The 24728-nt window shown below is 42.7% G+C and carries 22 protein-coding genes; 12 read left to right on the top strand and 10 right to left on the bottom strand.

The genetic code is table 11. From position 1 onward, the window contains the following. Positions 1 to 175 precede the first annotated feature (175 nt). The 3 genes from AABK40_RS12410 to AABK40_RS12400 form a co-directional block, all read right to left on the bottom strand. A complete protein-coding gene (locus AABK40_RS12410) occupies positions 176 to 853 on the bottom strand; it encodes a hypothetical protein (protein ID WP_332922839.1) in 678 nt (225 codons plus the stop codon). A 237-nt stretch (positions 854 to 1090) separates the two neighbouring features. Next, positions 1091 to 1222 carry a hypothetical protein gene (locus AABK40_RS12405; RefSeq protein ID WP_332922840.1) on the bottom strand — a complete coding sequence of 44 codons (132 nt, stop codon included), beginning with the start codon at positions 1220 to 1222 and terminating at the stop codon, positions 1091 to 1093. Between the two features lie 78 nt (positions 1223 to 1300). Then, complete coding sequence (locus AABK40_RS12400) at positions 1301 to 1942, bottom strand: hypothetical protein (protein WP_338397187.1); 642 nt, start codon at positions 1940 to 1942, stop codon at positions 1301 to 1303. 213 nt (positions 1943 to 2155) lie between these two features. Between AABK40_RS12400 and sdaAA the strand changes: the two genes are divergently transcribed. The 4 genes from sdaAA to atpC all read left to right on the top strand — a co-directional run bounded on the left by sdaAA (position 2156) and on the right by atpC (position 6506). Next, positions 2156 to 3052: an L-serine ammonia-lyase, iron-sulfur-dependent, subunit alpha gene (gene sdaAA / locus AABK40_RS12395; RefSeq protein WP_332922842.1), complete on the top strand. Its 897-nt coding sequence runs from the start codon at positions 2156 to 2158 to the stop codon at positions 3050 to 3052. Positions 3053 to 3192: 140 nt separating this feature from the next. Continuing rightward, positions 3193 to 4470: a sensor histidine kinase gene (locus AABK40_RS12390; protein ID WP_338397186.1), complete on the top strand. Its 1278-nt coding sequence runs from the start codon at positions 3193 to 3195 to the stop codon at positions 4468 to 4470. Positions 4471 to 4675: 205 nt separating this feature from the next. Beyond that, on the top strand, positions 4676 to 6187 hold the full coding sequence (gene atpD, locus AABK40_RS12385; protein ID WP_332922844.1) for a F0F1 ATP synthase subunit beta: 1512 nt from the start codon (positions 4676 to 4678) through the stop codon (positions 6185 to 6187). A gap of 67 nt (positions 6188 to 6254) precedes the next feature. After that, complete coding sequence (gene atpC / locus AABK40_RS12380) at positions 6255 to 6506, top strand: ATP synthase F1 subunit epsilon (RefSeq protein WP_332922857.1); 252 nt, start codon at positions 6255 to 6257, stop codon at positions 6504 to 6506. 70 nt (positions 6507 to 6576) lie between these two features. Here the strand turns inward: atpC and AABK40_RS12375 are convergent, their stop codons facing one another. From AABK40_RS12375 to AABK40_RS12355, 5 genes are all read right to left on the bottom strand, one after another. Next, positions 6577 to 7080 carry a sterol desaturase family protein gene (locus AABK40_RS12375; protein ID WP_338397185.1) on the bottom strand — a complete coding sequence of 168 codons (504 nt, stop codon included), beginning with the start codon at positions 7078 to 7080 and terminating at the stop codon, positions 6577 to 6579. A 7-nt stretch (positions 7081 to 7087) separates the two neighbouring features. After that, the gene (locus AABK40_RS12370; protein ID WP_338397184.1) at positions 7088 to 7933 is read right to left on the bottom strand and encodes a 4-hydroxy-3-methylbut-2-enyl diphosphate reductase; all 846 of its coding nucleotides are present in this window, start codon (positions 7931 to 7933) and stop codon (positions 7088 to 7090) included. Positions 7934 to 8004: 71 nt separating this feature from the next. After that, on the bottom strand, positions 8005 to 8841 hold the full coding sequence (locus AABK40_RS12365; RefSeq protein WP_338398066.1) for a phytoene/squalene synthase family protein: 837 nt from the start codon (positions 8839 to 8841) through the stop codon (positions 8005 to 8007). Between the two features lie 11 nt (positions 8842 to 8852). Beyond that, positions 8853 to 10340, bottom strand: a complete 1488-nt coding sequence (locus AABK40_RS12360; RefSeq protein ID WP_332922847.1) for a phytoene desaturase family protein — start codon at positions 10338 to 10340, stop codon at positions 8853 to 8855. 38 nt (positions 10341 to 10378) lie between these two features. Continuing rightward, positions 10379 to 10891 carry an RNA polymerase sigma factor gene (locus AABK40_RS12355; protein ID WP_332922848.1) on the bottom strand — a complete coding sequence of 171 codons (513 nt, stop codon included), beginning with the start codon at positions 10889 to 10891 and terminating at the stop codon, positions 10379 to 10381. A gap of 392 nt (positions 10892 to 11283) precedes the next feature. Here AABK40_RS12355 and trkA point away from each other — a divergent pair, with 392 nt between their 5' ends. From trkA to AABK40_RS12335, 5 genes are all read left to right on the top strand, one after another. Further along, a complete protein-coding gene (trkA, locus tag AABK40_RS12350) occupies positions 11284 to 12633 on the top strand; it encodes a Trk system potassium transporter TrkA (RefSeq protein WP_332922849.1) in 1350 nt (449 codons plus the stop codon). Between the two features lie 9 nt (positions 12634 to 12642). Beyond that, positions 12643 to 14097, top strand: a complete 1455-nt coding sequence (locus tag AABK40_RS12345) for a TrkH family potassium uptake protein (protein WP_332922850.1) — start codon at positions 12643 to 12645, stop codon at positions 14095 to 14097. Between the two features lie 231 nt (positions 14098 to 14328). Further along, entirely contained in the window at positions 14329 to 16305 is a 1977-nt protein-coding gene (locus tag AABK40_RS12340) for an RHS repeat domain-containing protein (RefSeq protein ID WP_338397183.1), read from the top strand. After that, positions 16271 to 16855 (top strand): PH domain-containing protein, encoded by a 585-nt coding sequence (locus AABK40_RS23940; protein WP_479681201.1) that lies wholly within the window; start codon positions 16271 to 16273, stop codon positions 16853 to 16855. Before AABK40_RS12340 ends, AABK40_RS23940 begins: the two co-directional genes overlap by 35 nt. A 147-nt stretch (positions 16856 to 17002) precedes the next feature. Next, positions 17003 to 17500, top strand: a complete 498-nt coding sequence (locus tag AABK40_RS12335) for a hypothetical protein (RefSeq protein ID WP_338397182.1) — start codon at positions 17003 to 17005, stop codon at positions 17498 to 17500. 66 nt (positions 17501 to 17566) lie between these two features. On the opposite strand, the gene AABK40_RS12330 is transcribed toward AABK40_RS12335, so the two are convergent. Both AABK40_RS12330 and AABK40_RS12325 read right to left on the bottom strand, forming a co-directional pair. Further along, positions 17567 to 18760 carry a class I SAM-dependent methyltransferase gene (locus tag AABK40_RS12330; protein ID WP_338397181.1) on the bottom strand — a complete coding sequence of 398 codons (1194 nt, stop codon included), beginning with the start codon at positions 18758 to 18760 and terminating at the stop codon, positions 17567 to 17569. A 10-nt stretch (positions 18761 to 18770) separates the two neighbouring features. Next, positions 18771 to 19763 carry an aspartate-semialdehyde dehydrogenase gene (locus AABK40_RS12325; RefSeq protein ID WP_332921388.1) on the bottom strand — a complete coding sequence of 331 codons (993 nt, stop codon included), beginning with the start codon at positions 19761 to 19763 and terminating at the stop codon, positions 18771 to 18773. 182 nt (positions 19764 to 19945) lie between these two features. On the opposite strand from AABK40_RS12325, the gene AABK40_RS12320 reads away from it, so the two are divergent. From AABK40_RS12320 to scpB, 3 genes are all read left to right on the top strand, one after another. Next, positions 19946 to 23362: a lamin tail domain-containing protein gene (locus AABK40_RS12320; protein ID WP_338397180.1), complete on the top strand. Its 3417-nt coding sequence runs from the start codon at positions 19946 to 19948 to the stop codon at positions 23360 to 23362. Between the two features lie 375 nt (positions 23363 to 23737). Next, positions 23738 to 24130, top strand: a complete 393-nt coding sequence (locus AABK40_RS12315) for a TraR/DksA family transcriptional regulator (RefSeq protein ID WP_332921386.1) — start codon at positions 23738 to 23740, stop codon at positions 24128 to 24130. 5 nt (positions 24131 to 24135) lie between these two features. Further along, a complete protein-coding gene (gene scpB, locus AABK40_RS12310) occupies positions 24136 to 24699 on the top strand; it encodes an SMC-Scp complex subunit ScpB (protein ID WP_332921385.1) in 564 nt (187 codons plus the stop codon). The last annotated feature ends 29 nt before the right edge of the window (positions 24700 to 24728 follow it).

The raw sequence follows: 24728 nt of genomic DNA, 5'->3' as shown, positions 1-24728 counted from the left end.
GGTATAAGAGGTAATGTTTAGGAGTATTGTTAAGTAATATACTTAATTAGTGCAATGATGTTTCTGTTTCATTTTCTATTGATAAAATTTATTTGCTTGTAAACTGGAGGGCATAAAAAAAGGTCAGTAGCTATATAGATACTGACCTTTTTCGATGATTTATAAAACGGTCGAATTACCAGCCGTAATAAGGATTGTAACCGTAGCCTGGTCGCATACCTCCGTAAGGGAAACCTCCATACATACCTCCCATTCCTCCATACATGCCACCACCATAGCCGTAGGCAGGCATCACTCCTTTAGAGGCAGAGAAGCCAAAGGTGATCGAGGTCTTTTCATTGGGTTTGTAGGTGAATGCCGTATTTACAGAATAAGCCATATTCGATTGGTTGCCACCATAATTCACATGACCATTGCTGATCTCAGGACGAACAGCCATAGGTGCGCCGCCATAATTCGCTTGCCCAACTAAAAACTGCCCCTGGAAAAACCATTTGTCATTCAATGGCATGGCAATCTGTGGCCCTGCCATCATTAAAGAGGACTGATATGGTCCTACGTTCTGTGACTGGTAAAAGGCGGTAAAGCCAATTTTTGCTCCCATACGTGGATTTGCATTACCCTGCGGTAATGGTTTATATGGCATGTCATCACTGACATAGGAATTGCTTTGATCTTTGTCCTTACTCCAAGGAGCATCTGCCCAGTGATTGACACTGAGGTTGTAGCCATAACCACCTGGAGCTTCACTGTTCATAGGAACAATTGAGCTCAGTCCCATAGAAACATTCGTCTGGGCAAAAGCTGCGGAGGATAAAATGACCGCGGAAAGTATAAAAATGAGTTTTTTCATAATATCGTAATTTGTACAAAGATGTACCTCTTTAGATAACGAGCGAACAGGCAACGGTGTTTGTCTCGCCAGCTCCTATTATATAAAGTGCAGAAAATGATTGTTTTCCGCTTCGGACATTAAGATACAAAAAATGGTAGAACCTTAAAACCTAAAGATTTAGATAATGATATAAAAAAGGTCAGCGGCCATATAAAGTACCGCTGACCTTTAAAATTATCAGCAGAGGAGCCTGTTTTAGGCGTGCTCTTCGTCTTTTTCTTTTGTAGAGATGACATCTAAGGCGATAAGTGCATGAACGATGCCTAAAATAAAGACAAAGCCCCAAATGAACATATTTGCGCCTGAGGCAATTGGTGCGTCTAACATAGTCGTTGAATGTTTAAGGTTTTGCTTAAAAATAGAATTAATATCGTTTTTTCGCAAAAGGAAAATCACCTTTTTGCTTTAAGGTTCTTTTAATGCGCTGTGATTCGGTATAAACTGCGGAATTAATTTGAGGCGTTGCAGCCCAAAGTGAAAAGCAAAATAGCGGAGTTTATCGAATGTTTTAGGGCACTTCTCAATCTTTTTACAATAGTGCAATCGTTTTTCATTGCTGAAATGAGACGGTAAACTGTCCCTGATGATTAAATCAATGGTTGAATCAGGAAGTTGTGGCAACTGCTGTTGTAGTCGCAGGACCTCCTCGGTAAGTGCTTCGTCGATATCATCGGCAATTTTTCTGAAAAAGTATTGTTCCCAGATGTCATTGAGCATCTTCGGGCCAATGGCCAGGGTTTTTTCAGCCACTTTAATCTGATACAGGTTCAGGCGGGCAATGGCGCGAATACTGAGCCCAACAATAAGTCCAATTGCGGTAGGGTGCTGGTGGGCTTGCACCTGATGAATTTGCAAGTTGCCTTCAATAAAGAAGTAACTCAGGCCAATGGCGAGTAGCGCATAATAGGCGCCATAAAGAAATGGCATGAGTGGCCGACGGATGATAAGGGCTGCATGCAGGGCATACTTTCCAAAGACGAGTTCACTGATCACGACAATAAAGGCAGCAAGTCCACTGATAAAAAATGGGAATAAATTCCAGCTCATAGGTTTATAAAAACAATACACATTCTTCGATCTGTCTAAAATACTAAATATTCAGCAACTAATAATCATTAGGCCTGTGTGTATGGCAAATATTTGCACCTATATATAGGTGGGGTTAGTGAATTAATTGATAAATTAACCTGATGGATTTTCGCATCAGGAAATCAGGTTACCTATGGTTAAGTATTATAAAGTATCAGCAGAGGGAATAGTATGAGTTTCTTATTCAAAGATTTTACGGGGTGGAAAGCATATTGCGAAACGCAGGAACAGCCATTGTTCGAGGCCGTTATTGCTTATGAAATGCAACAGAAGGGGCGCTCAAGAACTGAAATTTTGCAGGGAATGGAAGCCGCTTACAGCGTGATGCGTCAGGCAATTCACACTGGCCTGACGGAGGACATGACCTCGGTGTCAAAGATGATCAACAATGGTGCGAAAAAAGTGTACAACAATAAACTCAGTGTGCTTTCTCCCGCTTTTCAGAAATTGATTGCCCGTGCGCTGGCGGCCAAGGAAGTCAACTCCTGTATGGGCAGAGTGGTGGCTGCCCCCACTGCAGGAGCTTCTGGGATCTTGCCAGGGGTGTTTTATACGCTTCAGGAAGAACATGAGCTGACTGATGGGCAGATTGCCGAAAGTATGTTGATCGCCGCAGGGGTGGCCTTGATTATCGAGCAAAAGGCATCTCTTGCCGGCGCTGTGGGAGGTTGCCAGGCGGAGACGGGTTCCGCGGCCGCAATGGCATCCGCAGGAATTGTTCATGCTTTGGGTGGAGATATTGACCAGGTTTTTAATGCCGTGGGTATAACGATTCAGTGTATGCTTGGGCTGGTTTGCGACCCTGTTGCGGGTTTGGTAGAGGTGCCTTGCGTTGTGCGTAATGCCAGTGCGTCGGCCATCGCTTTTTCTTCAGCGCAAATCGCCCTTTCGGGGATGGACAGTATCATTCCTGTAGATGAGTGCCTGGATGCGATGCATGAGGTGGGCCAGTCTATGGAAAGCCGATACAAAGAAACGGCGCTGGGGGGAATGGCCGCTACGGCTACAGGAATGGCCATCTCGAAGCGCGTTTTGATTCAAGATATTGAAATGCTTTCGGATGAATAGTTTTTTTGTGTAGATTTGTACTCGCCCCGACGGTTGTCGGGGAATAATTTTCAGACAATATACTTTTTTGCCTATTTAGTACTTTTTACTTTTTTTAGGGAGGTCACAGTACCTCGTAGTGCATACGTAAATTGAATTTTATGGGAAGGTCTTCTGTACAGAAGCAACCAAAACGTTGGGATTTGTATCAAAATAAATCTCGGATGAAGTGGGGTGTTTTGGTAGTGGCTATTGTGATAACAATTGCTTCAATAGTATATACCAATCATATCGTAAGAAAACTCAAAGAAAGAGAGGCGCAACTTGTGGAGTTGTATGCCAAAACGATTGAGTACGCGGTAAATGTTGGCAATCGGGATGAGGTGCTGTTCTTAACGCAGAATATCATCGTTCCCAATAATTCCATTCCTGTGATTCTTACAGACGGGGTGGAACGTCCGCTGGATTTCAGAAATATTAATATCGACCCGAAGCTCTCGCCCAAGGAACGCCAGAAAAAATTGCGGGAGTTGGTGCAAGAAATGAAAGAGGAGCATGATCCTGTGCAGATTGTTTTCACGGATGAAAATGGGCAGGTTTATGATTACAATTATGTATTCTATAAAAACTCTTTTTTGCTTGATCAACTGACTTACTATCCCATTGTGCAGTTGTCGGTCATCGCCTTTTTTATCTTCCTGGTTTTTTATGTTTACAGTAACTCGAAAACCAACGAGCAGAATCGCGTATGGATTGGCCTGGCGAAAGAAACAGCGCATCAGCTCGGGACTCCCTTGTCGTCCTTGGTTGCCTGGATCGAATACCTGAAAGCGGATGAGGATTTCAATTATCCCGAAGTACTTGAGGAGCTTGAAAAGGATACTCACCGACTCGAAACCATTACCAACAGGTTTTCCAGTATCGGCTCCATCCCTACCCTCGAGGAAGAAAACCTCTACGAAGTTATCCGTTCCAATGTCGAATATCTTTCTAAGCGGATCTCCACGAAGGTAAAGGTGAATGTGGAAACCAATTCGGCCATTGTAATGGCACCAATCAACCGCTCACTATTTAACTGGGTTATTGAAAACCTGATCAAAAATGCCGTAGATGCCATGAAAGCCAAAGGGCAAATTGACATCAATTTAGTGGAAGGGCCTGAAGGAGGCGTCGTATTGGATATTACAGATAGTGGACCTGGTATTCCTAAAGATAAAATCAATAAAATATTCATCCCTGGCTACTCTACCAAAAAGCGGGGCTGGGGACTTGGACTGACACTCACTAAGCGAATTGTGGAAAATTACCATCAGGGGAAAATTTTCGTCAAACACTCCTCCCCAGAAGATGGAACGACCTTCAGAATTTTGCTCCCAGGCAAGGATTACCTCCTCGATGCCGAAGAAGCAGACACGCTTATAGGAAGGAATTCCGTTTAAACGTGCTATTTTTAAGCACTTTAAGGAATAAATTCGCCTCGGGAATAGAAAATATAAAAATTTGTGTAAATTTAGCCGTTCTTACGTCCGTACGGATGCAAGACATTTACGCATTACAATAATTTTTCTGCAGGCCTCTTTCTCCGAAAATCTGGTCTGGGAAATATAAATTATTGACCATCGATCAATAGAATATAATTTTAGCATGGCAAACATTGGCAAAATCACAACGGTTATTGGACCAGTTGTAGACGTCGCTTTTGACGCTGAAGGTATGACGTTGCCTGCCATTATGAACGGTCTTGAGGTAATCAAGCCGACTGATGGCGCAAGAGTGGTACTTGAAGTTCAACAGCACTTAGGAGAGAATCGTGTACGTACCATTGCTATGGACGGTACTGAAGGTCTTCTTCGAGGATTGGAAGTAAAAGATTTGGGTTCCCCAATTCAGATGCCCGTAGGTGAAGACATCCGCGGTCGTATGTTTAACGTGATTGGTGAAGCAATCGACGGTATGGGTGCTCCAAAAACACAAGAAGGTCTTCCTATTCACCGCTCAGCTCCAGCATATGAGGAGCTATCAACCTCTACTGAAATTCTTTTCACTGGTATCAAAGTGATTGACCTTATTGAGCCTTATGCTAAAGGTGGTAAGATTGGTCTTTTCGGTGGTGCCGGAGTAGGTAAAACAGTATTGATTATGGAGTTGATCAACAACATTGCAAAGGCATACTCTGGTTTGTCTGTATTTGCAGGTGTTGGTGAGCGTACTCGTGAGGGTAATGACTTGCTTCGTGAGATGATCGAATCAGGTGTAATCAAATACGGTAAAGAGTTTGAAGAGTCTATGGAAGCAGGAGACTGGGATTTGTCTAAAGTAGACAGAGCACAGTTGGAAACTTCTCAGGCAACACTGGTTTACGGACAGATGAACGAGCCTCCTGGGGCGCGTGCACGTGTAGCATTGTCTGGTTTGACAATCGCTGAGTACTTCCGTGACGGTGATGGTTCTGGTAAAGGACGTGATATCCTTTTCTTCGTAGATAACATCTTCCGCTTTACGCAGGCAGGTTCTGAGGTATCGGCACTTTTGGGTCGTATGCCATCAGCGGTAGGTTACCAACCAACTTTGGCAACAGAGATGGGAGCTATGCAGGAGCGTATTTCATCGACTAAAAACGGTTCCATTACTTCTGTACAAGCAGTATATGTACCAGCCGATGACTTGACTGACCCTGCACCAGCGACAACTTTCGCCCACTTGGATGCAAAAACAGTATTGTCTCGTAAGATTGCTTCTCAGGGTATCTACCCAGCGGTAGATCCATTGGATTCAACTTCACGTATCCTTTCTCCAGATATCGTAGGTGAAGATCATTACCAAGTAGCTCAGGATGTAATTAACATCTTGCAACGTTACAATGAGCTTCAGGATATCATTGCGATTTTGGGTATGGATGAATTGTCTGACGAAGATAAGCAGGTAGTACACCGCGCTCGTCGTGTTCAGCGTTTCTTGTCTCAGCCATTCCACGTGGCAGAGCAGTTCTCGGGTATCCCAGGTTGTCTGGTAGATATCAAAGACACGCTTCGTGGTTTCAAAATGATCATGAACGGTGAAGTAGATCACCTTCCTGAGGCGGCATTTACATTCGTAGGTGCAATCGAAGAAGCGATTGAGAAAGGTGAGAAATTGTTGGCTGAAGCTGCCGAATAATCACTTTTGATAATATATAGAGAGCGGTGCTTCGGTATCGCTCTTTTCATAAAACCAACAGGTAATGATATACTTGGAAATCGTAACACCAGACCGTAAGGTTTTTGAAGGTGAAGTATCTGCGGCTACTTTCCCAGGAACCAATGGCGCATTTCAAGTACTTTCAAATCACGCCCCTTTAATCTCTACCTTGGCAAAAGGTCCATTGAAGTACATCGTTAATGATAAAGAATCTATTATCATAGTTGACGGTGGTGTAGTAGAAGTACTCGAAAACAAGATTATTGTGTTAGCAGAAGCTGTAGAGGACGCAGAGTAACATTTGCGAACTTTCAGATAAAAAAAAACCTTCAGCATTCAAGCTGAAGGTTTTTTCTATTTTAGGGCAATCAGGAAGTATGTGCCTCCGTTCGGGAAGCCTGATGAACTTCTTTTTTCGTGATGCCCTGTTTTTCATATTTTTTTGGCGCATAGAGAAAGCCGAAAGCTTCCGCACCCTCTTTGGAATGTACCGCATGATGCACGTAATGCGCCTTCATAATACGCTTCATGTATCGGGATTTAAACTGATATTTAAACTTGATTCTCCGATGAACAATGATGTCGTGGAAAATAGAGTAGAAAACCCCATAGCAGGTTATCCCAATTCCGAGATATAACAGGAATCTGACCTCAGGGAACTCCGAACCAATCACAATCATGACAATGGCAGGAATGCTGAAGACCACGGCAAAAAGATCGTTCTTCTCAAAATTTTTCTGATGCACCGTGTGGTGATCCTGATGCCAACTCCATAGAAAACCGTGCATCACATATTTGTGGGTGAACCATGCAACGCCTTCCATAAAAAGAAAGGCGCCAATGACCAACAGAATATTAATAAGAATCTGCATAAAAAAATTATAGTTGTTGAATGTGTTGTTGCACCTCCTCCATAAGCCACATTGGGGTGGATGTTGCCCCACAAATACCGACACTGTCCCCTTCTGAAAACCATTCTGCCTCAATTTGACTCTTGTGCGAGACGAAATGAGTGGATTCGTTTTGCTGTTTACAGATATTGTATAGCACTTTACCATTCGATGATTTCGTGCCCGACACAAAAACAATACGGTCATATTGCGCGGCAAACTTCTTCAGCTCCTTGTCTCGGTTGGAGACCTGTCGGCAAATGGTGTCATTAGCATTAACAGAGATGCCATGCTCGTGGAGTGTGGCGAGAATTTTATAAAATGAATCGGTGCTTTTTGTAGTTTGGCTGTACAGGCTGATCTGGGGAGGAAGCTCCTCGATATTCAGTTCTTCGATTGACTGAAAGACGACCGCCTCTTTGTTCGTTTGCCCAATTAAGCCCAATACTTCAGCATGCCCATGCTTGCCGTAAATGTAAATCTTCTCCTTCTTGTCGAAAGCATTTTTTATACGGTTCTGAAGTTTCAGTACTACTGGGCAGGAGGCATCAATAAGCTCCAGCTCATTTTCCAATGCCATGCGGTAAGTCGATGGTGGCTCACCGTGGGCGCGAATCAGCACTTTTGCTGACCGGATGTTCTGAAGCTGCTCATGGTTAATGATTTCCAGGCCCATAGCCTGTAGGCGAGCGACTTCCTCATCGTTATGAACAATATCTCCTAAACAATATAATTGCCCATCGTCCCGAAGGATTTCTTCCGCCATTTCTATCGCATAAACGACGCCGAAGCAAAATCCAGAATTTTGATCGATATCTACTTGTAGCTTTTTCATGGATAAATGGTGTGGTGTGTGGAATAGCGCTTTTGAATATATAACCGTTTCAGAAAGACTTTTGTCATGGGTCAAATGGTTTTTAATCGAAACTGAAAATAGGTTTTAGTCAGCAGTAAGAGCTTCGTAGGGTTTGGGATCCTGATACGCTCACTCTTTACGGCCTGAAAAGAGGCGCCTTTGATTTTCTCAAAAAGCTGAAGGTAATAGACATAAGCAAGGTAAACTCCCATCCGTGCGTTGTCAGGAAGATTGACAATGCCTTCATAAGCCTGGTCAAAATCCGACTGTATATCCGTCTCTATACTTTTCTTGATATGGTCATTGAACTGCGTATAATCAACCTTTGGGAAATAGACCCGCCCTCGCTCTTCATGGTCACTTTTCATATCGCGCAGAAAATTCACTTTTTGAAAAGCACTGCCCAATTTACAGGCGGCGGTTTTCAAATGATCGAAGTCGGCATTCGAATGCTGACAGAAAACTTTCAGGCACATCAAGCCAACAACTTCAGCAGAACCATAAATATAGGTTTCATACTTTTGCTGATCGTAAGTCGTCTCGGTAAGGTCCATCCTCATGCTGTACAAAAAAGCCTTGATGTACTCGTGGTCAATTTTGTAGGCATTGACGACATTCTGAAAAGCATGCAATACCGGGTTAAGGCTGATGCCCTCTTCAAGGGACTGAAAGGTGTCTTTTTCAAAGCGGTTGAGCAAAGCGGCACGATCCCACTGGTGAAAAGTATCGACAATTTCATCAGCATACCTGACAAACCCATAAATTGCATAAATAGGCTCATGAAGAGATTTATCAAGGGTTTTGATGCCAAGCGTAAAAGAGGTGCTGTAAGCTTGAGTGATCAGCTTGGCACAATCAAAGGTGGTTTTGGTAAATAGGTCCATCATCATGAGGTATCTTAATGGGGAGCGTAGGCTTTTTCAATTTCTTTGGCAACGACTGTCCCTGAAATTAATGAGGGGGGCACACCAGGCCCTGGTACAGTGAGTTGTCCAACAAAATACAAATTTTCAACTACTTTTGAACGGCATTTGGGTTTCAATATTGCCGTCTGGCTCAGGGTATTGGCTAAACCGTAAGCATTTCCCCTGAAAGCGTTGTAGTCATTTTCAAAATCAGTAATTGCATATGATTTTTTGAAAAGCACATGCTTTTTAACTGATTGTCCAATCAGACGTTCTAAGCGCGCCATGATGATGTCATAATAATGGGTGCGGGTTTGTTCATCATCCTGCAACCCTGGGGCTACCGGAATCAGTAATACCAAATTTTCCTTTCCTTCTGGTGCAACGGAAGGATCAGTAACCGATGCCGCACTCATATAGAATAATGGCTTGCTGGGCCATTTTGGGTCAGTGTAAATATCCTTAGCGTGCTGATTAAAGTCCTCATCAAAGAACAGCATGTGGTGGTTTATGCCTTCAAGTTTTTTATCAAGACCGATATAGAATAACAGCGCTGAAGGAGCCATCGTTCTCTTCTCCCAATATTTTCGGCTGTAGGATCGGTACTGAGGCGGAAGTAACTTTTGCTCGATATGTTCATAGTCCGCACCACCAACAACTATATCAGCATGGTAATGCCCCTGATCCGTGGTAACACCCCGGGCTTTGCCATCATTAACCTCGATATGACTAACTGTTTCGCCAGTTTTAAATTCCACACCAAGTTCTTCGGCTAAACTCACCATCCCCTCAACAATCTTGTACATGCCCCCCTGTGGGTACCAGGTCCCTAATGATAGGTCGGCATAATTCATCAGACTGTATAATGCAGGCGTATTTTGCGGCGTTGCGCCAAGAAAAAGCACTGGAAATTCGAGTAACTTGATAATCTTCTCGTGCTTAAAAAATTTCCGTACATGGCTTGCCAGTGACGACAGTAGGTCAAGACTCAAGGCTCCTTTTAAGATTTTGAAATCAATAAATTCAGTCACCGATAAGGACGGTCGATTCACAAAATCATTAATTCCCACTTTGTATTTATAGGCGGCCTGCTCAAGGAATTTGTCGAGTTGTTTTGCGGCGCCTTTTTCAAACTTTTCTAAAAATTCACCGAGTTCTTTTGTTGAAGCGGGAATGGGCCAGTGCTCTTTTTCATCAAAGACGATCGTATATGAGGGGTCGAGCCTGACCAGCTCATAATAGTCTGATGGCTTCTTTCCAAATTGCTTGAAATAATTTTCAAAAATGTCAGGCATCCAGTACCAGCTTGGTCCCATATCAAAAGTAAAGCCCGAGCAATGGTATTGCCGGGCTCTGCCTCCTAATTGTGTGTTTTTTTCAATAACAGTTACTTGATACCCTTTTTGTGCAAGTGAACTGGCGACAGAAATTCCGGAGAATCCAGCACCAATCACGACTGCCTTTTTTTTTATAGAGTTCATCGATAAGGTTGATTATGGCTCGACACTTAATATCGGACCTATAATTTGCCTTGATAATTTTTAAGCATTGATTTAAGGTCCTTACGAGCAATATGTATTCTATTTTTTACAGTTCCAATAGGAATATTCAGTTTTTCGGCAATTTCATAATACTTAAACCCTCGAAAGTGCATTAAGAATGGCAAGCGGTAATTTTCATCCAATTTGCCAATCGCTTCCTTGATATCCCGCATGGCGAAACTTGAATACGCCATGTTCTCTGTAATGTTGCCAGAAGAGTTAATGTAATGTAAATTATCTGTGGTATCAATAAAGGTATTCCTTCTCACCATTCTTTGATAATTGGTGATGAAAGTGTTTTTCATGATCGTGTAAAGCCACGCTTTCAAATTTGTCCCCTCAGTAAACTTCTCCCTATTGGTATATGCTTTTAGCACAGTTTCCTGTAACAGGTCATTCGCCGCCTCTGAATCCTTAGTCAATCTCATAGCAAACGGTCTTAACGAAGTGGATAACTTGTCAAGATTGTAGCTAAATTCTAACGCTGTCATGTTTGGTAAGTTTAGTTTGTAATAGTTCGGTATTGGTTCTTCAAATCCACGTTCTTTTTGAAGTAGGAAATTTTTTTAGTTAGGTGGTTGGTGGAGGGTTAGGTAATATTTGGTGATCTTTTTAAGATAAAAATAGAAGCAAAAGAAAAACACTTATGCCCTAAGTAGGGATACGGTTGATAAAGTGGATTGTTTCGTAGTTGGCAGTAACTCAATGCTTTAGGTATTGATTAAAGACTTAAATTGGTGAAAATTATAATTTTTTGATGAGTGAGGACATTCGGGGGGCAACGATAATCTGAACCGCTTTATTATAGGCGGAATTGTAATTAAACCTTAATTTGATTTTAAAATTTCCTATATTCGAGCAATTAGAAATTAGCAGGAAGAAAATGCATATAGTTATCGCTGGCGCAGGGGAGGTCGGCTTCCATTTAGCGAAGCAATTGGCCCACGAGCAAAAAGATATTGTCATTATTGACACAGACAAGGAGAGGTTGCAGTATGTCTCTAATCAGTTGGATGTTGCCACGATCGAGGGGAACTCCATTTATTATGATGTACTCAAGGATGCGGAAGTGGCGAAGGCAGATTTGCTGATTGCTGTTACGCCTGCGGAGGAAACCAACCTGGCCACCTGTATGATTGGAAAAAAACTGGGAGCACAGCGAACGGTTGCACGCATCAACAATGTGGATTTCCTGAGCCATAGGCAACGCGAAGATTTACGCTCCCTGGGGATAGATGAGCTTATTTCGCCAGAATCTTTGGCTGCTCGGGAGATTAAGCGCCTGTTGCGCGAGGCCGCCCTGACGGACACTTTTGAGTTCGACAGAGGAATGCTTTCCCTGATCGGTATACATATCGAAGAGGGTGATCCTTTTGCAGGGGTAACCCTGAAAGATTCCGCCTCACTGAATAAAAACCGTGACTTTGTAATTGTGGCCGTCTTGCGAGATGGGCAAACGATTATTCCTGATGGGGATACCCGCCTTGAAGTAAACGATTATGTCTATTTTATTGCAGAACCAACAGGAGTCGATGCGGTCTTTTCACTGAAGGGTGGAACGAAAAAACGAATCAAAGATATTATGATTCTTGGCGGGAGCCGTACGGGCTTACATGCCGCACGGAAACTTTCGGAGCGCACCAACAAATACCGGGTGAAGCTGGTGGAAAAAGACAAAGAGAAGTGTTTTTTACTGGCTGATCAGTTGCCTGAAGTTTTGGTAATTAATGGAGATTCCAATGATGTTTCCTTGCTGAAAGAGGAAGGCCTGGAGGAAATGGACGCCTTCATTGCTGTTACAGGAAACTCTGAAACCAACATTATTTCCTGCCTGTTGGCGAAAAACAACAATGTACAGAAAACCATCGCTTTGGTAGAAAATATGGACTATATACACCTTTCGCAGGCGATTGGTGTAGATACCATGATCAATAAAAAATTGATTGCCGCAAACTTTATTTGCCGCTACTTGCGCCGTGGAAATGTACTCACTGTAACGAGTGTGCATGGAGTAGATGCTGAGGTAATGGAATTTGAAGTACGCGAAAATTCAGCGATATGCTTTCAGAAAGTGCGTGACCTTGATTTTCCTGAAGGTGCAATTATTGGTGGGGTAATTCGGAATACTCGTGGTTTTACCACTATGGGTAATTTTGAGTTCAACCCGAAGGATCACGTGGTTGTATTGTGTAAGCCAGAAGCAATTCGGGTGGTAGAAAGATTTTTTAAGTAATATCCTTCCATGAGATTTCATTTTAAATCGATTATCCATATTCTCGGCATGCTGTTGATCATCAACAGTGTTTTTATGCTGACAGCCCTACCGTTTTCAATCTATTTTCAGGATATGCAACATTGGGCGATCCTGAAAGCTTTTGCCATAACAATGGGAGCGGGCAGTCTGGCCTTTTTTTTTACACGTCAGACCGAACGGGTGGTCAAGAAGCGAGATGTTTATATTGTCGTAACTTTTGGCTGGATTCTGATGGCCTTATCAGCAACCCTGCCCTATTTATTCAGTGGCGCAATTCATAACCTCACCGATGCCTTTTTTGAATGTATATCGGGTTATACCACCACTGGGGCTTCTATATTGAAAGATATTGAAGCCGTGGCGCCCTCGATTCTGTATTGGCGAAGCCTGACGCAGTGGATCGGCGGCATGGGAATTATTGTACTGACTGTCGCAATCCTGCCTTTGATAGGCGTAGGGGGCATGCAGCTGTTTGTTGCAGAAGCCCCAGGGATTTCAGCAGATAAATTACGCCCACGAATCACCGATACCGCCAAACGCCTATGGGTGATTTATATTGGATTAACCCTGACAGAAACCGTGTTGCTGCGGGTGTTTGGCATGACCTGGTATGATGCGTTCAACCATAGCCTTACGACCATGGCCACTGGAGGATTCTCCACTAAAAATGCCTCTATCGCTCACTTTCCAAATCCTTTGATTCAATATACAATCATCATCTTTATGTTCTTCGCTGGAACCAATTTCTCGATGATGTATTTTGGCTTTCAGGGACAGCTGAAAAAGGTGTGGAATAACGACGAGTTTCGAGCGTACTTTTTATCTATCGTGGGATTGTCCACCGTTTTTGGGTTGTATGTAGGGTACCAGTTATACGGAGATATAGAACTGGGCTTCCGTGATGTGGCCTTCCAGTTGGTATCTTTAATCACCACCACTGGTTTTGTTTCTGCTGATTATACCAGTTGGGCACCCTTCCTGACGATCCTCTGTTTTATCCTATTGTTTGTCGGAGGTTCAGCAGGTTCCACCGCAGGGGGAATCAAGACTGTTCGGCATTTAATTTTGGCCAAAAATGGCTGGCTGGATTTAAAGCGCCAACTTCATCCCTCCGCCGTTATTCCTGTTCGGCTGAATGGCAAAGCGGTATCGGGTGAAATTACCTATACAGTCCTTGCCTTCGTAATTATTTTCCTGATCACCTTCGTGATCGGTGCGATGCTCCTGGCCATGACAGGCCTGGATCTGATGACTGCCATGGGAGCGAGCGCGACTTCTTTAGGGAATGTGGGGCCTGGAATTGGCAGTGTTGGTCCTGTCGATAATTTTGCCTGGTTACCACCGATGGCCAAGTGGATTTGTAGCTCACTGATGCTGTTGGGCCGACTGGAGTTGTTTACCGTTTTGCTGCTGTTTACTCCTTTCTTCTGGAGAGGGAATTAATGGTTAGTTATTAATGTAGGGTGTCATTTTTACCTCACGGTAAGGACGTTGCATGCAACGTCCCTACGACAGTAGAAATCATATTTTCGACAGACTATGTTTAATGATATTGAAAAGACAGGTGTTGTGCCTGTCTTTTTTTTGCCTTTATTTTCAGGATTATTGGATTACGCTATCCTGTAGAGACGTAATTATTTACGTCTAACCCAATGCGGATCTTAATGACAACTCTTGTCGGCGGATTATGCCATGGCTTCAGGGGCCACATTTAAATCTACTACCGATCAGTTTAAGGTGAACAACTTATCTTATGATAAGAACAAAAACATCCAGAAAATTTCTCGATTTGATGATAAAGGGGACGTTATGGATGATTTTACTTATCACTATTCATCACGTAACCAATTAGCAAGGGTAGCTCATGGTGGTTTAGGTGATTATGGTAGTTTTAGCTATGATGAAATTGGTCAATTAAAACAGGCGATCTACAAAGAGTGGGATGGTAATGTCGAGCTTACGGAACAAAAACTAACATTAAATCCTACTTTTAATTTAAGTGGGCATATGACGAGGGTAGATGTCCAAAAAGGTACTAATCTGTTTGCAGTCAATTATGGATATAATGTCAATGGCCATCGATCCTTCCAGGCAAACGATGATGATAATTTAAAAACCTACTACGTAAATGATGCCTCAGGTAACGTCCTGGCCATTTATCAGCAAAGCAATCAAGGGACACCACAACTTATTGAAGTCCCCATCTACGGCAGCAGTCGATTAGGGACCGCTTACGCTGGGAACGAAGATCCTGTATATGAAATTCGTGATCATTTAGGGAATGTACGTTCATTGGTCGCTTGGAATAAAGAAGCAATCAATTCAGGTGGGCATGCCTCTTATTACCCCTTTGGCTATCGAATGAGTACCACCGATATCTCCTACCGTTATGGTTATCAGGGGGAATTTGCAGAAGATGATACGAATACCCATAATTGGCATACTTTCCAAGCCAGAATGTATGATGCCCGCATAGGGCGTTGGATATCCGTGGATCCTGCCCGTCAATTCGCCAGCGGATATGTGGGGATGGGGAATAATCCTGTGATGATGGTAGATCCTGGTGGGGAAGCGATCATTACTTCGATGTTGATTGGTGTAGCAATTAGTGTAGCAACCAATGGGATCTCAAATTCATTTAATGGGAATAACTTTTGGGACGGTGCAGGAAAGGCAGCCATTTTTGGGGCAATAGGTGGAGCTGCATCATTTGGAATAGGTCAAATGATAGTGGGTATTCCTGCAACAGGAGCAGGAAGTATGTCAGCATTTGGTAAGGGTACTCTTCAGGCATTTATGCATGGGCATGTAGGAGGAGTGATGAATTTAGCCCAAGGCGGGGAATACATCCATGGGTTTGCCTCTGGTGCTATGGGATCTGCGGCCTCAAGTGCTATTGGTGGTATAAAGGTAAATCCTAAGAATATTTATTGGCAAAAAGCAGGTTTAATCGCTGCAGGTGGTTTAGTAGGTGGAGTTAGTAGTGAAATAGCAGGTGGAGAATTTGCAGATGGCTTTAGGAATGGTTTAATTAGTTCGGGTTTGAATCATGCGGCGCATCCATTAGCCTCAAAACTTGATGAAAAGATTGAACAAGGAAAAGAAAATCGTAACTATAATAAATTAAATGGGCCAGATAAAATAAGATACAAATTAGGAACACTTGGAAATTATGATGCAGGAGAAATAAACCAGCGCTTATCAGAGGGAGGGATAATTTTTGGTGGTATTGAATCATTAATGCAAAGCACAACATTTACATCTGTCAAACCGATTTATGGTCACGTCTCACCAGATAAAATAGTGGGAGTTATGCGATCTACCCCGAAAATCATACCGATAATAGGGGGTATTGCAAAGCATGGAGGGTTAGCTGTTGGTGTATTTTCAGTAGCTTATGATGCGGTTCAGTTGTATAATGGAAATCAGACATTAGGTAATTTCATCTACAATACGACTGGAGTTGGGGCTGCATATGCTGCAGGTATGGTTCACCCACTTTTAGGAGTAGCGGTTGGCGCTGGCTTTTATCTTGCGCCTATGGCAATTGAAGGTTATCAAAATTTAATGCAAGAAATCACCTATAAAACTCAAAGAGGGTATATAGATTTTAATAATGGAATCCGTTCTGGATGGGTTCCCAGATTTTAATGAATATATGAAAAAATTTAAAATTGATAATCACTCCCACTATAGGTTAATTAGACATTTATTGAGTTATACAGTGTTTTTAATAATTATATCGATGATAGTTGGGCATATTAAAGGATTTGATAACCTATTGTTAGATCCTGTTTTCTATTTTCTAACCTCTACTTTTATTCTTATATATGTTTATATACCGGTATTTGTAATTTATTTCAATCATTTTAGTTTAAATAAAGATAGTGTGATTGCATTTGATGATGAGAATAAGCTCTATTCTTACTCAGATAGAAGTGAGGTTGTATTCTCACCCAAAGATGTTAAAATCGTTTTTATATATAAACCAAAGCATGAGGTAGATAACAGGGGGTACGCACATCCTTGGTCTAATATGAAATATGCTTTAATTGAATTAAATTGTGGAAGGGTTATTTTTTTAAGTAGTATAATGGTTCCAAACCCCCAAAGGTTATTTAGGAATTTGCCAATAGAGGTAAAAAGTTATAGATTTCCCTTTGTAAAAAGAAAATCCCTTAAGAAGTATTGCCTAAGTTAGACTTGGTACTATTTGAAGGTTATAAATTTTTAGAAGCATCTTTCTGTTATGGTATTTGGCCGATGATTAGGAGTCTTTTAGCAAGGTGCTAAATAGTGTAGACATTTATTGAACTGAAAAAGAACAGCCAAATTGCGATATTAGCCCATGCATAAATTAAAACTCAAAGCAGGCACCTTACCCTTCGTATTTTCCATTTCATTGGCTTTGGTAGGCATTTCCGCGGCGATCATTTTGATGGGCTATTACCATCGGTTGAATATGTTGAGTTGGAAAAGAGCGTTTCAAGCCTCAACATATTTAGCTGATGGTCTCCAGCTTAGCTTGGCTTTTCCCTATAAAAAGGAGGGGGTAGATACTGTTCAGTTATATGGGGAAGATATTCGCTCTAAGGTGGTGATTAGGCAGGGGGAGTGGGGCATATTGCAGCAAGTGAATGTTGGAGTAGCGAGTCACCCTTCTTTATCGAAAACCTACATCAAGGGATATCGAAATGATTCTGTAAGGAATACGGCCTTGATCTTGGCAGATAAGAATGAACCTTTGATGGTTTGTGGCAATACCCGCATTAAAGGGAATGTAGCTTTATCCAGTCCTGAAAGGACTTTTTATGTTAGACATGGAATTCATTCCATGGAAAAATAGCCCTACCTCCAATCGTAGTAACCTTACCCCTAACACTGGTCGCAGTCCCCTCGCTACAACCAACTATCAAACCCTTTCACAAACCAACAACACCTTCTCCTCTCCTACCAAAGTCGTGGCGAAAATATAAATATTCCCTCCATCCTTCAGCTTCAGCTTTTTCCGAAGATCCGCCACCGTCGCAGGGAAATTCCGGACCGTTAAATTGCCTTTGCCGTCTTTGCAATATTTCTTCAAAGCCTTTTTATTGACCGCTTCTTGCCCAATGATTTTGAATTTTCGTCCCTGAAAATCATTTACTAAGGCTTCAGAAGTATAAAGGTGAGAGTGCGGATGTAGCTTGGAGACGCCTTGCTGAACACCAATGGATTTAAATCCTCCCGCTTTCAAAATCGCGCTATTGGGCTCGTAAAGGTGTTGTTTTGGGGCGTCGCAAGGCACAATGGCTTCGGTTTCTTCTTTTAAAGAAAAGCTGAGGGTTTCTTTCTCCCCTTTCTTGGTGAAGTTCACCGCCGTGTATTGTGGGTTATCGTTGATCTTGTTTTCTAATTCAAACAATACCTCTTTGCAATCATTTTGCACCGAAACCACATGTACTTGCTGGACATATTTCAGACTGCGAATACTACTTTTGATGTCCAACATCGGCGAAGCTTTGATCCACACCTTTTTGGATTTTTGCAGGAGTAATTCTTTCAGCCCCACCACATCAGGCAGGCAATCTTCCATCTGAAAGACCTTCTGTAATTGTTCATCTCGACGGTAAGGATCAATGAAAATCAGATTGTAATGCTGATCGGGCTGTTGCTTCAAAAATTCAATGCCATCCCCAAAGTGGCAATCAATATTTTCAGCGCCCAAACATTTAAAATTGTGTTGGGTACGGTGAAATAGCGCTTCCCAAAGTTCGGTATAATCCGCTTTTTCGAAATTTCGACTGATGAAATAAGTGTCCACACCCGAGCCTCCCGTCAGGTCAAGCAGGCGATTTCCCGCCATCAACTCACCTTTGTATTTGGCAGTGATTTCTGACGAACATTGCTCCATCGACAGCAAAGGCGGATAAATAATCCCCTCACATTGCGTCCACGTCGGCAGTTTATTCACCGCTTTTTGGCGTGCCTGAATTTGCTCGACAGCCAACTGCATCGGAATATCCGGATACTGTTTGGCCTTCAGCGCCAACGAAAAAGGATCATGCGTGGCATGATCCTTTATGAATTGTTGTATATTTTTTTCTTTGAGAATTTCCCAACTCATTGTCTGAACCTTAGCTTACAAAGCCCGCATCCACAAGATGCTGAGCGATCTGCACGGCATTGGTCGCCGCACCTTTTCGCAAGTTATCAGCTACACACCACATATTCAAGGTATTTGGCTGAGATTCATCACGACGCAAGCGACCAACGAACACCTCGTTGCGGTTATGCGCATTCAATGGCATCGGATAAACGTTGTTTTGTGGATCATCTTCCAACACAACGCCTGGCGTATTTTCGATCAACTCACGCACTTCCGCCAAGGTGAAATCTTCATTGAATTCTACATTGATTGACTCCGAATGCCCGCCCATTGTTGGGATACGAACCGTCGTTGCTGTTACGGCGATGCTGTCGTCGCTGAAAATTTTCTTGGTTTCCAAAATCATCTTCATCTCCTCTTTGGTGTAGCCATTCTCCTGGAAAACATCAATATGAGGCAATACGTTCATGTCGATTTTGTGCGGGTAGCACATATCAGGAGTTTCGCCCGCACGCTCAGACATCATCTGATCCACGGCTTTTTTCCCTGAACCTGTTACCGACTGATAAGTCGAAACGACAATTCGCTTGATGCCATAACGCTCACGCAATTTAGTCAGGGCCAATACCATCTGAATGGTTGAACAGTTTGGGTTGGCGATGATTTTATCGTCAGCAGTCAATTCCGAAGCATTAATTTCTGGAACGACTAATTTTTTTGATGGATCCATTCGCCATGCAGAAGAGTTATCTACCACGAAGCACCCTACCTCAGCAAATTTCGGAGCCCACTTTAATGAGGTGCTTCCGCCTGCTGAAAAAATGGCAATATCAGGACGAGCTTCCACAGCTTGCTCCAAGGTAACCACCGTGTAGGATTTACCCATGAATTCCATCTGTTTGCCTGCAGAACGAGCTGAAGCAACGAGTAATAATTCATCGAAGGCTAACTGAAGCTCTTCGACAACCTTCAACATCTGTCCACCTACAAGACCTGTGGCACCAACAATAGCTAATTTCATTTCCTGAATAAGGTTTGTTTAAAAATTAAAGGGAGGGTCAGTGGCCTATTGTGAAATAAACACGATAGACTAATGACGGTCATGCCCTTGGTTTACAGTACAAATCTAAAAATAAAATTGAGAGTTTTATGAGTGGACAAATGCGAAATGCAATAAATCTGTGGAGTCCAACAATAATAACAATGCTTGTTATATTTATGTTTTCGAAACCCTTGTCGGGGGTGGCAAACCAGCATTGTGGCTTGGCGGAAGTACCGTTTTCTGAAGAAAACATAAATGCACCTTCGGTAGGTGGAAATGATGGCGAGAAGGTATTTGCTTCCGATGTGGAAAAGGGACAACGAAAGTCGATGTCATTTTTGGAGGCTAAAGAAGTGCATCAACAGTCGGGTGAAGATGTAATGTCATTTAATATTTACATCCTGAATGATTGGGTTCTACTAAATTTTGAACGGGAACCAGCGCAAAGCCCTGTTCAGGTATCAGTTGAAAGCATTGTTTTTGAACTCATACCTGTCGGAGGAAAAGTGTATGCTTATCAGGATACAGATGATTTGATAAGCTGGTCAGGGGAAATCATTTTTGCGGATGGGTTCACCTTTTCCGCTACTGATGTAAAGGTCGCGCCGATGATTAATAATGTCGGTTTTCCCGCTGATAATATGGCGACAGTAAGGTGGGGGATTGAGGGACTTCGCTTTATCGAAGCTGAAAATGATTTCTCGGCCATGCCCACACCAGCGGGTATTTTATTTTTATTCGAAGAGGATATTAGTAATAACAAACCGTTTTCACTTCCGATTCGGGTGGCCATGGGGAAGGATACCCTTGACCTGTCATTTTTTGAACTTACAAAAGACACCAAACGCCCTAAAGTGAGTAAGGTGACCGTGTATTCGCACAACAGTTTAGCGGTGATTTTTTCAGAGGCAATTGATCTTGCCAGCCTGTCGGATTTAGGGAATTATCAGATTGAGGGGCACTCTATTGATGTGGTGGAGGTGGAGCGTTTGACAAAAGTTTATTTACACACCAAAAATCCTATTCCTGCCGAAGAGCTTTACGCGCTCGTAATTCAGAATTTGCTGGATTTACAGGGAAATAAGATGTCAAAATCGACCACTAATTTCAGTTACGACCCCATTCCTCCGCAATTGCTTGGTGTTAATTATATGAATAAAGATTCGGTTCATTTGGTGTTCAGCGAGGCGATTACACAGGCCAATATAGTATCGGCGACGAATCAGATTTTCAGTGTGCACCGCAATGTTGTGGCCACTGCGTTTACAAATGAAAAGCTGATTTATCAGGTTGCCGATAATGCAGGAAACACATCAATTCAGACTGTTTATCGCCAAAACCCTGAATTTACAGGTGGCTATTTTACAGATGCCCACCGCATTTATTTTGATGGCCTGCCACCGTCCGATTTTAGCCCTTTTGAGCTAGTCGTAGCCCCTTCGGGAGGAGGTTTTTGGCTGGTGAATGAACAGCCGTGGTCGAATGGTGAAATGGTGCAGATTCAGAGCAATACCGACCCGATGTATCATTTTGAGTACAAATCGGGGATCGATACGGTGATCAGACCTGAAAATGGCGTGATTTCTGTGTTTTTTTCGCAGGCTGTACACAAAAAGGGACAATATTCGGTCAATGATCAATTGCCTCTGTTAGAAATATGGAATGAAGCGCAGGATAAGCTGGACCTGCTGTTGCCGTCAGCTTTGCAGCGTGCTGATACCCTGAAGCTCACTTTTACTGAAATGTATGCCGCAGATGGTTTCCCCCTACCCGATTTCCAAACCCACCTTTTTACTGATCTTCAGCCCCCTGCCCTGGATTCCCTGTGGTGGGAGGATGCCCGAACAATAGCATTTCAGTTTACAGAAACGATGGCAGACAATCCTGTCAGTGATCAAATGGTGAAAATCTCCAATTGTACGCTTTTGGATGCAGAATGGACTGATCGTACCCTGTTTGTTCATCTTGAACCATATAGTGAGGACGCAGACAGCCTTGATATCACACTTTCGTCCCTCGAAGATTTATCGGGAAACAGGATCGAGTCAATGATGTTGAGCTTGCCCCCTGCGCTTTATTTTCAGGAATTTGATTTGATCATGACGGAAGTATTGCCTCAGCCTGATGCGGGGCAAGAAGAATTTGTTGAAATTTACAATACGACGGATAAAGTCATACCCTTGTGGTTTTTCCGACTTTCAGACACCAATTCAGGGGTAGACCTGCCAAGAGTTTGGCTGAGTCCCCATGCTTTTTTTGCCATAAATGATTTAGAAGGGGTCAGTTTGAATAACGAACAGGATCAGCTGAAGATTAGCCTTGGGGAGCAGGTGATTCATCAGTTGGAGTATCAAGGGGATTGGTTTGAAGGTTTGGAGCAAAAAGGGTACAGTTTGGAGATGAGTCAGCTTCGGTATCCATGTAAACAGGCGGGGAATTGGCGCAGGAGTGCTGTTTATGGGGGAACACCCGCTTCAGCGAATAGTATTTCAGACCGTACACTTGACGATACTGCACCAAATTTGATACAGGTCTATGCGAAAGGGAATATTATTGAAATGGATTTTGATGAACCTGTAGCATCATTTTCCTGGGAGTTGGATCAGGCTGTGGAGGTGATTTCGGAACAGTTTCATGGCCAAAGTTATCAGGCTGTTTTGAAGCAACCGCTCGAAGAAGGCCGACACTATCGGTTAATCATCGATGCGCTGACCGACTGTATCGGAAATAGGAAGCCTGTTTCTTACTTTTTTGAAACCGCCCGTACGCCCGTTGCGGGGGCGCTGTGGGTGAATGAATTGCTCTTCAATCCTGTTAGTGGTGGGGTGGATTTTATTGAACTGAAGAACAAATCAGCCTTTTCGCTGGATATAAAAGGACTTCAGTTATGGCGTCAGGAGGATGTTTTTCGTTTTCCCGACGAGCTTAAACTCTTGCCCGCCAATGGGCTGGTGGTATTGACAGCTGACCGCTATCAACTGCTGCAAACGCATCCAGAAGCGCAGGAAGCCCTTGTTTATGAGATGTCGATGCCACCATTGGCAGACGATAAAGGGGATTTCAGCCTGGGGCGGGCTGATACTGTTATTTTAGATCAGGTAGCCTACAGTCATCAGTACCATCATGCCCTGCTGAACAATAAAGAGGGTGTGGCACTCGAGCGGATAGAGGCTGCAGGAACGGAGGCCTCAGGTTGGCGGTCGGTCAGTGAAAATCAAAATTTTGCAACACCGACATGGGATCATTATGCGGATGGGGCAAATTTGGTACATCAGTTCGGTTTATCATCAAATGTGCTGCATGTTGGAGGAGGAAACCAGGATGCTGCCAATTGGGTCGTTGATACCCAAGGGGAAAATTGGTTGCTGACCATCAAGGTTTACGATTTTTTTGGGCAGCTCGTCAGGACGATCGCTGAGCACGAACTGATCAGTAATAAAGCCACTTACAGCTGGTCAGGGCTTAATAATGAATCGGTGTTGGTGGATCAGGGGCACTACCTCTTTTGGGTTTCGATTGTGAACCAACAGAATGAACGATATGTTGAAAAAGATAAAATTTCGGTGATCCACCATTAATAGGTGATCTTAACAAATGAAGCCCAAACCGTTACAGCAATGCAGGGCTTTGTTTTAATTTGATTTTAAATATTGATTAGTTTTAGGTCGGATATTTGAAAAATGAAATTAGTAATCAAATGGCGGGAATCGGACAATGCAACACATTAACAGCGAAAATTCTTGATCAATATACAATCTAAAGTAGCCGTTGTGCGTTCTTAAAGTTATAGACAAACGGAGAGTGTAGGTGAAAGATAGATTCTTTAATTTATGCTTAAAGTAAAAATAATAATAGAAATTTTATAATTTAATAGGAATGTTAAAGATCTAATTTCTATTTTTGTAAAACTTTTTAGGCTTATATAAAAATTTACCCCTTTAATGTTATCTGATATGGCAAATGTACAGAGTAACTCGGAATTAAGGTATTCTAAAGAAGATTTACAGGAGTTTGAAACTCTGATTCTTAAGAAAATCAATCGCGCTCAGAATGAGTTAAATTTCATCAAAGAGACCCTTGGTAAGGCAAATCATGCTGGCACTGAAAACTCCATCGGTAACATCAAACCTTTGGAAGATTCTGCTGACGTGCAGGAGAAAGAAAACTTGCAAGAACTGGCGGTTCGTCAGCAAAAGTTTTTAAATAACCTGAACAAAGCGTTAATTCGCATTAAAAATGGTACATATGGTGTGTGTACTTCCACAGGAAAGCTTATTCCTAAGGATCGATTAAGAGCAGTGCCACACACCACACAAACCATTGAAGCGAAATTAAAAAGAGCGTAGATTCATTGAAACTATTAACGACTTACGTAGAGGCGTTGATTTTTTGTGCCGACGAGCCTGTCAGTATTCGCCAAATGGCCAAATGCTTATCAGATCAAATGGGGACAGAAATTGCGCTGAATGATATTGAAAAGGCGGTAGACCTGTTGATTGAAAAATATAATCAAGGGGACTTCGCCTTTTCTGTTTACAAATCCTCAGGGGGCTATCAGTTCATGACCTTGCCCGCTTATCAGCCTGTAGTGACAAAGCTTTTGCAGCAGAAATCCAAGAAGAAACTCTCCACTTCTGCCATGGAAACCCTTTCGATAGTGGCTTATAAACAGCCCGTTACCAAAGGGCAACTCGAGCAGATCCGTGGAGTGAGCTGTGATTATGCTATTCAGAAGCTGTTGGAGAAAGAATTGGTCGAGATAAAGGGCAAGTCGGAGAGTTTGGGACGACCTTTGCTATATGGTACTACGTCGCAGTTTATGGAGTACTTCGGAATCAATTCCTTAAAAGAGCTCCCAAGCCCGACAGATTTCAAGAAAGAAGAGAATATCATAGGCGAAATTGGGGATGATTAATTGATTTTCCGTAAATTCGCGGTTTATTT

This window comes from Persicobacter psychrovividus, assembly GCF_036492425.1.
Lineage (GTDB): Bacteria > Bacteroidota > Bacteroidia > Cytophagales > Cyclobacteriaceae > Persicobacter > Persicobacter psychrovividus.
The sequence above is the reverse complement of the archived record's forward strand: the minus strand, read 5'-3'. Positions and strand labels throughout refer to the sequence as shown.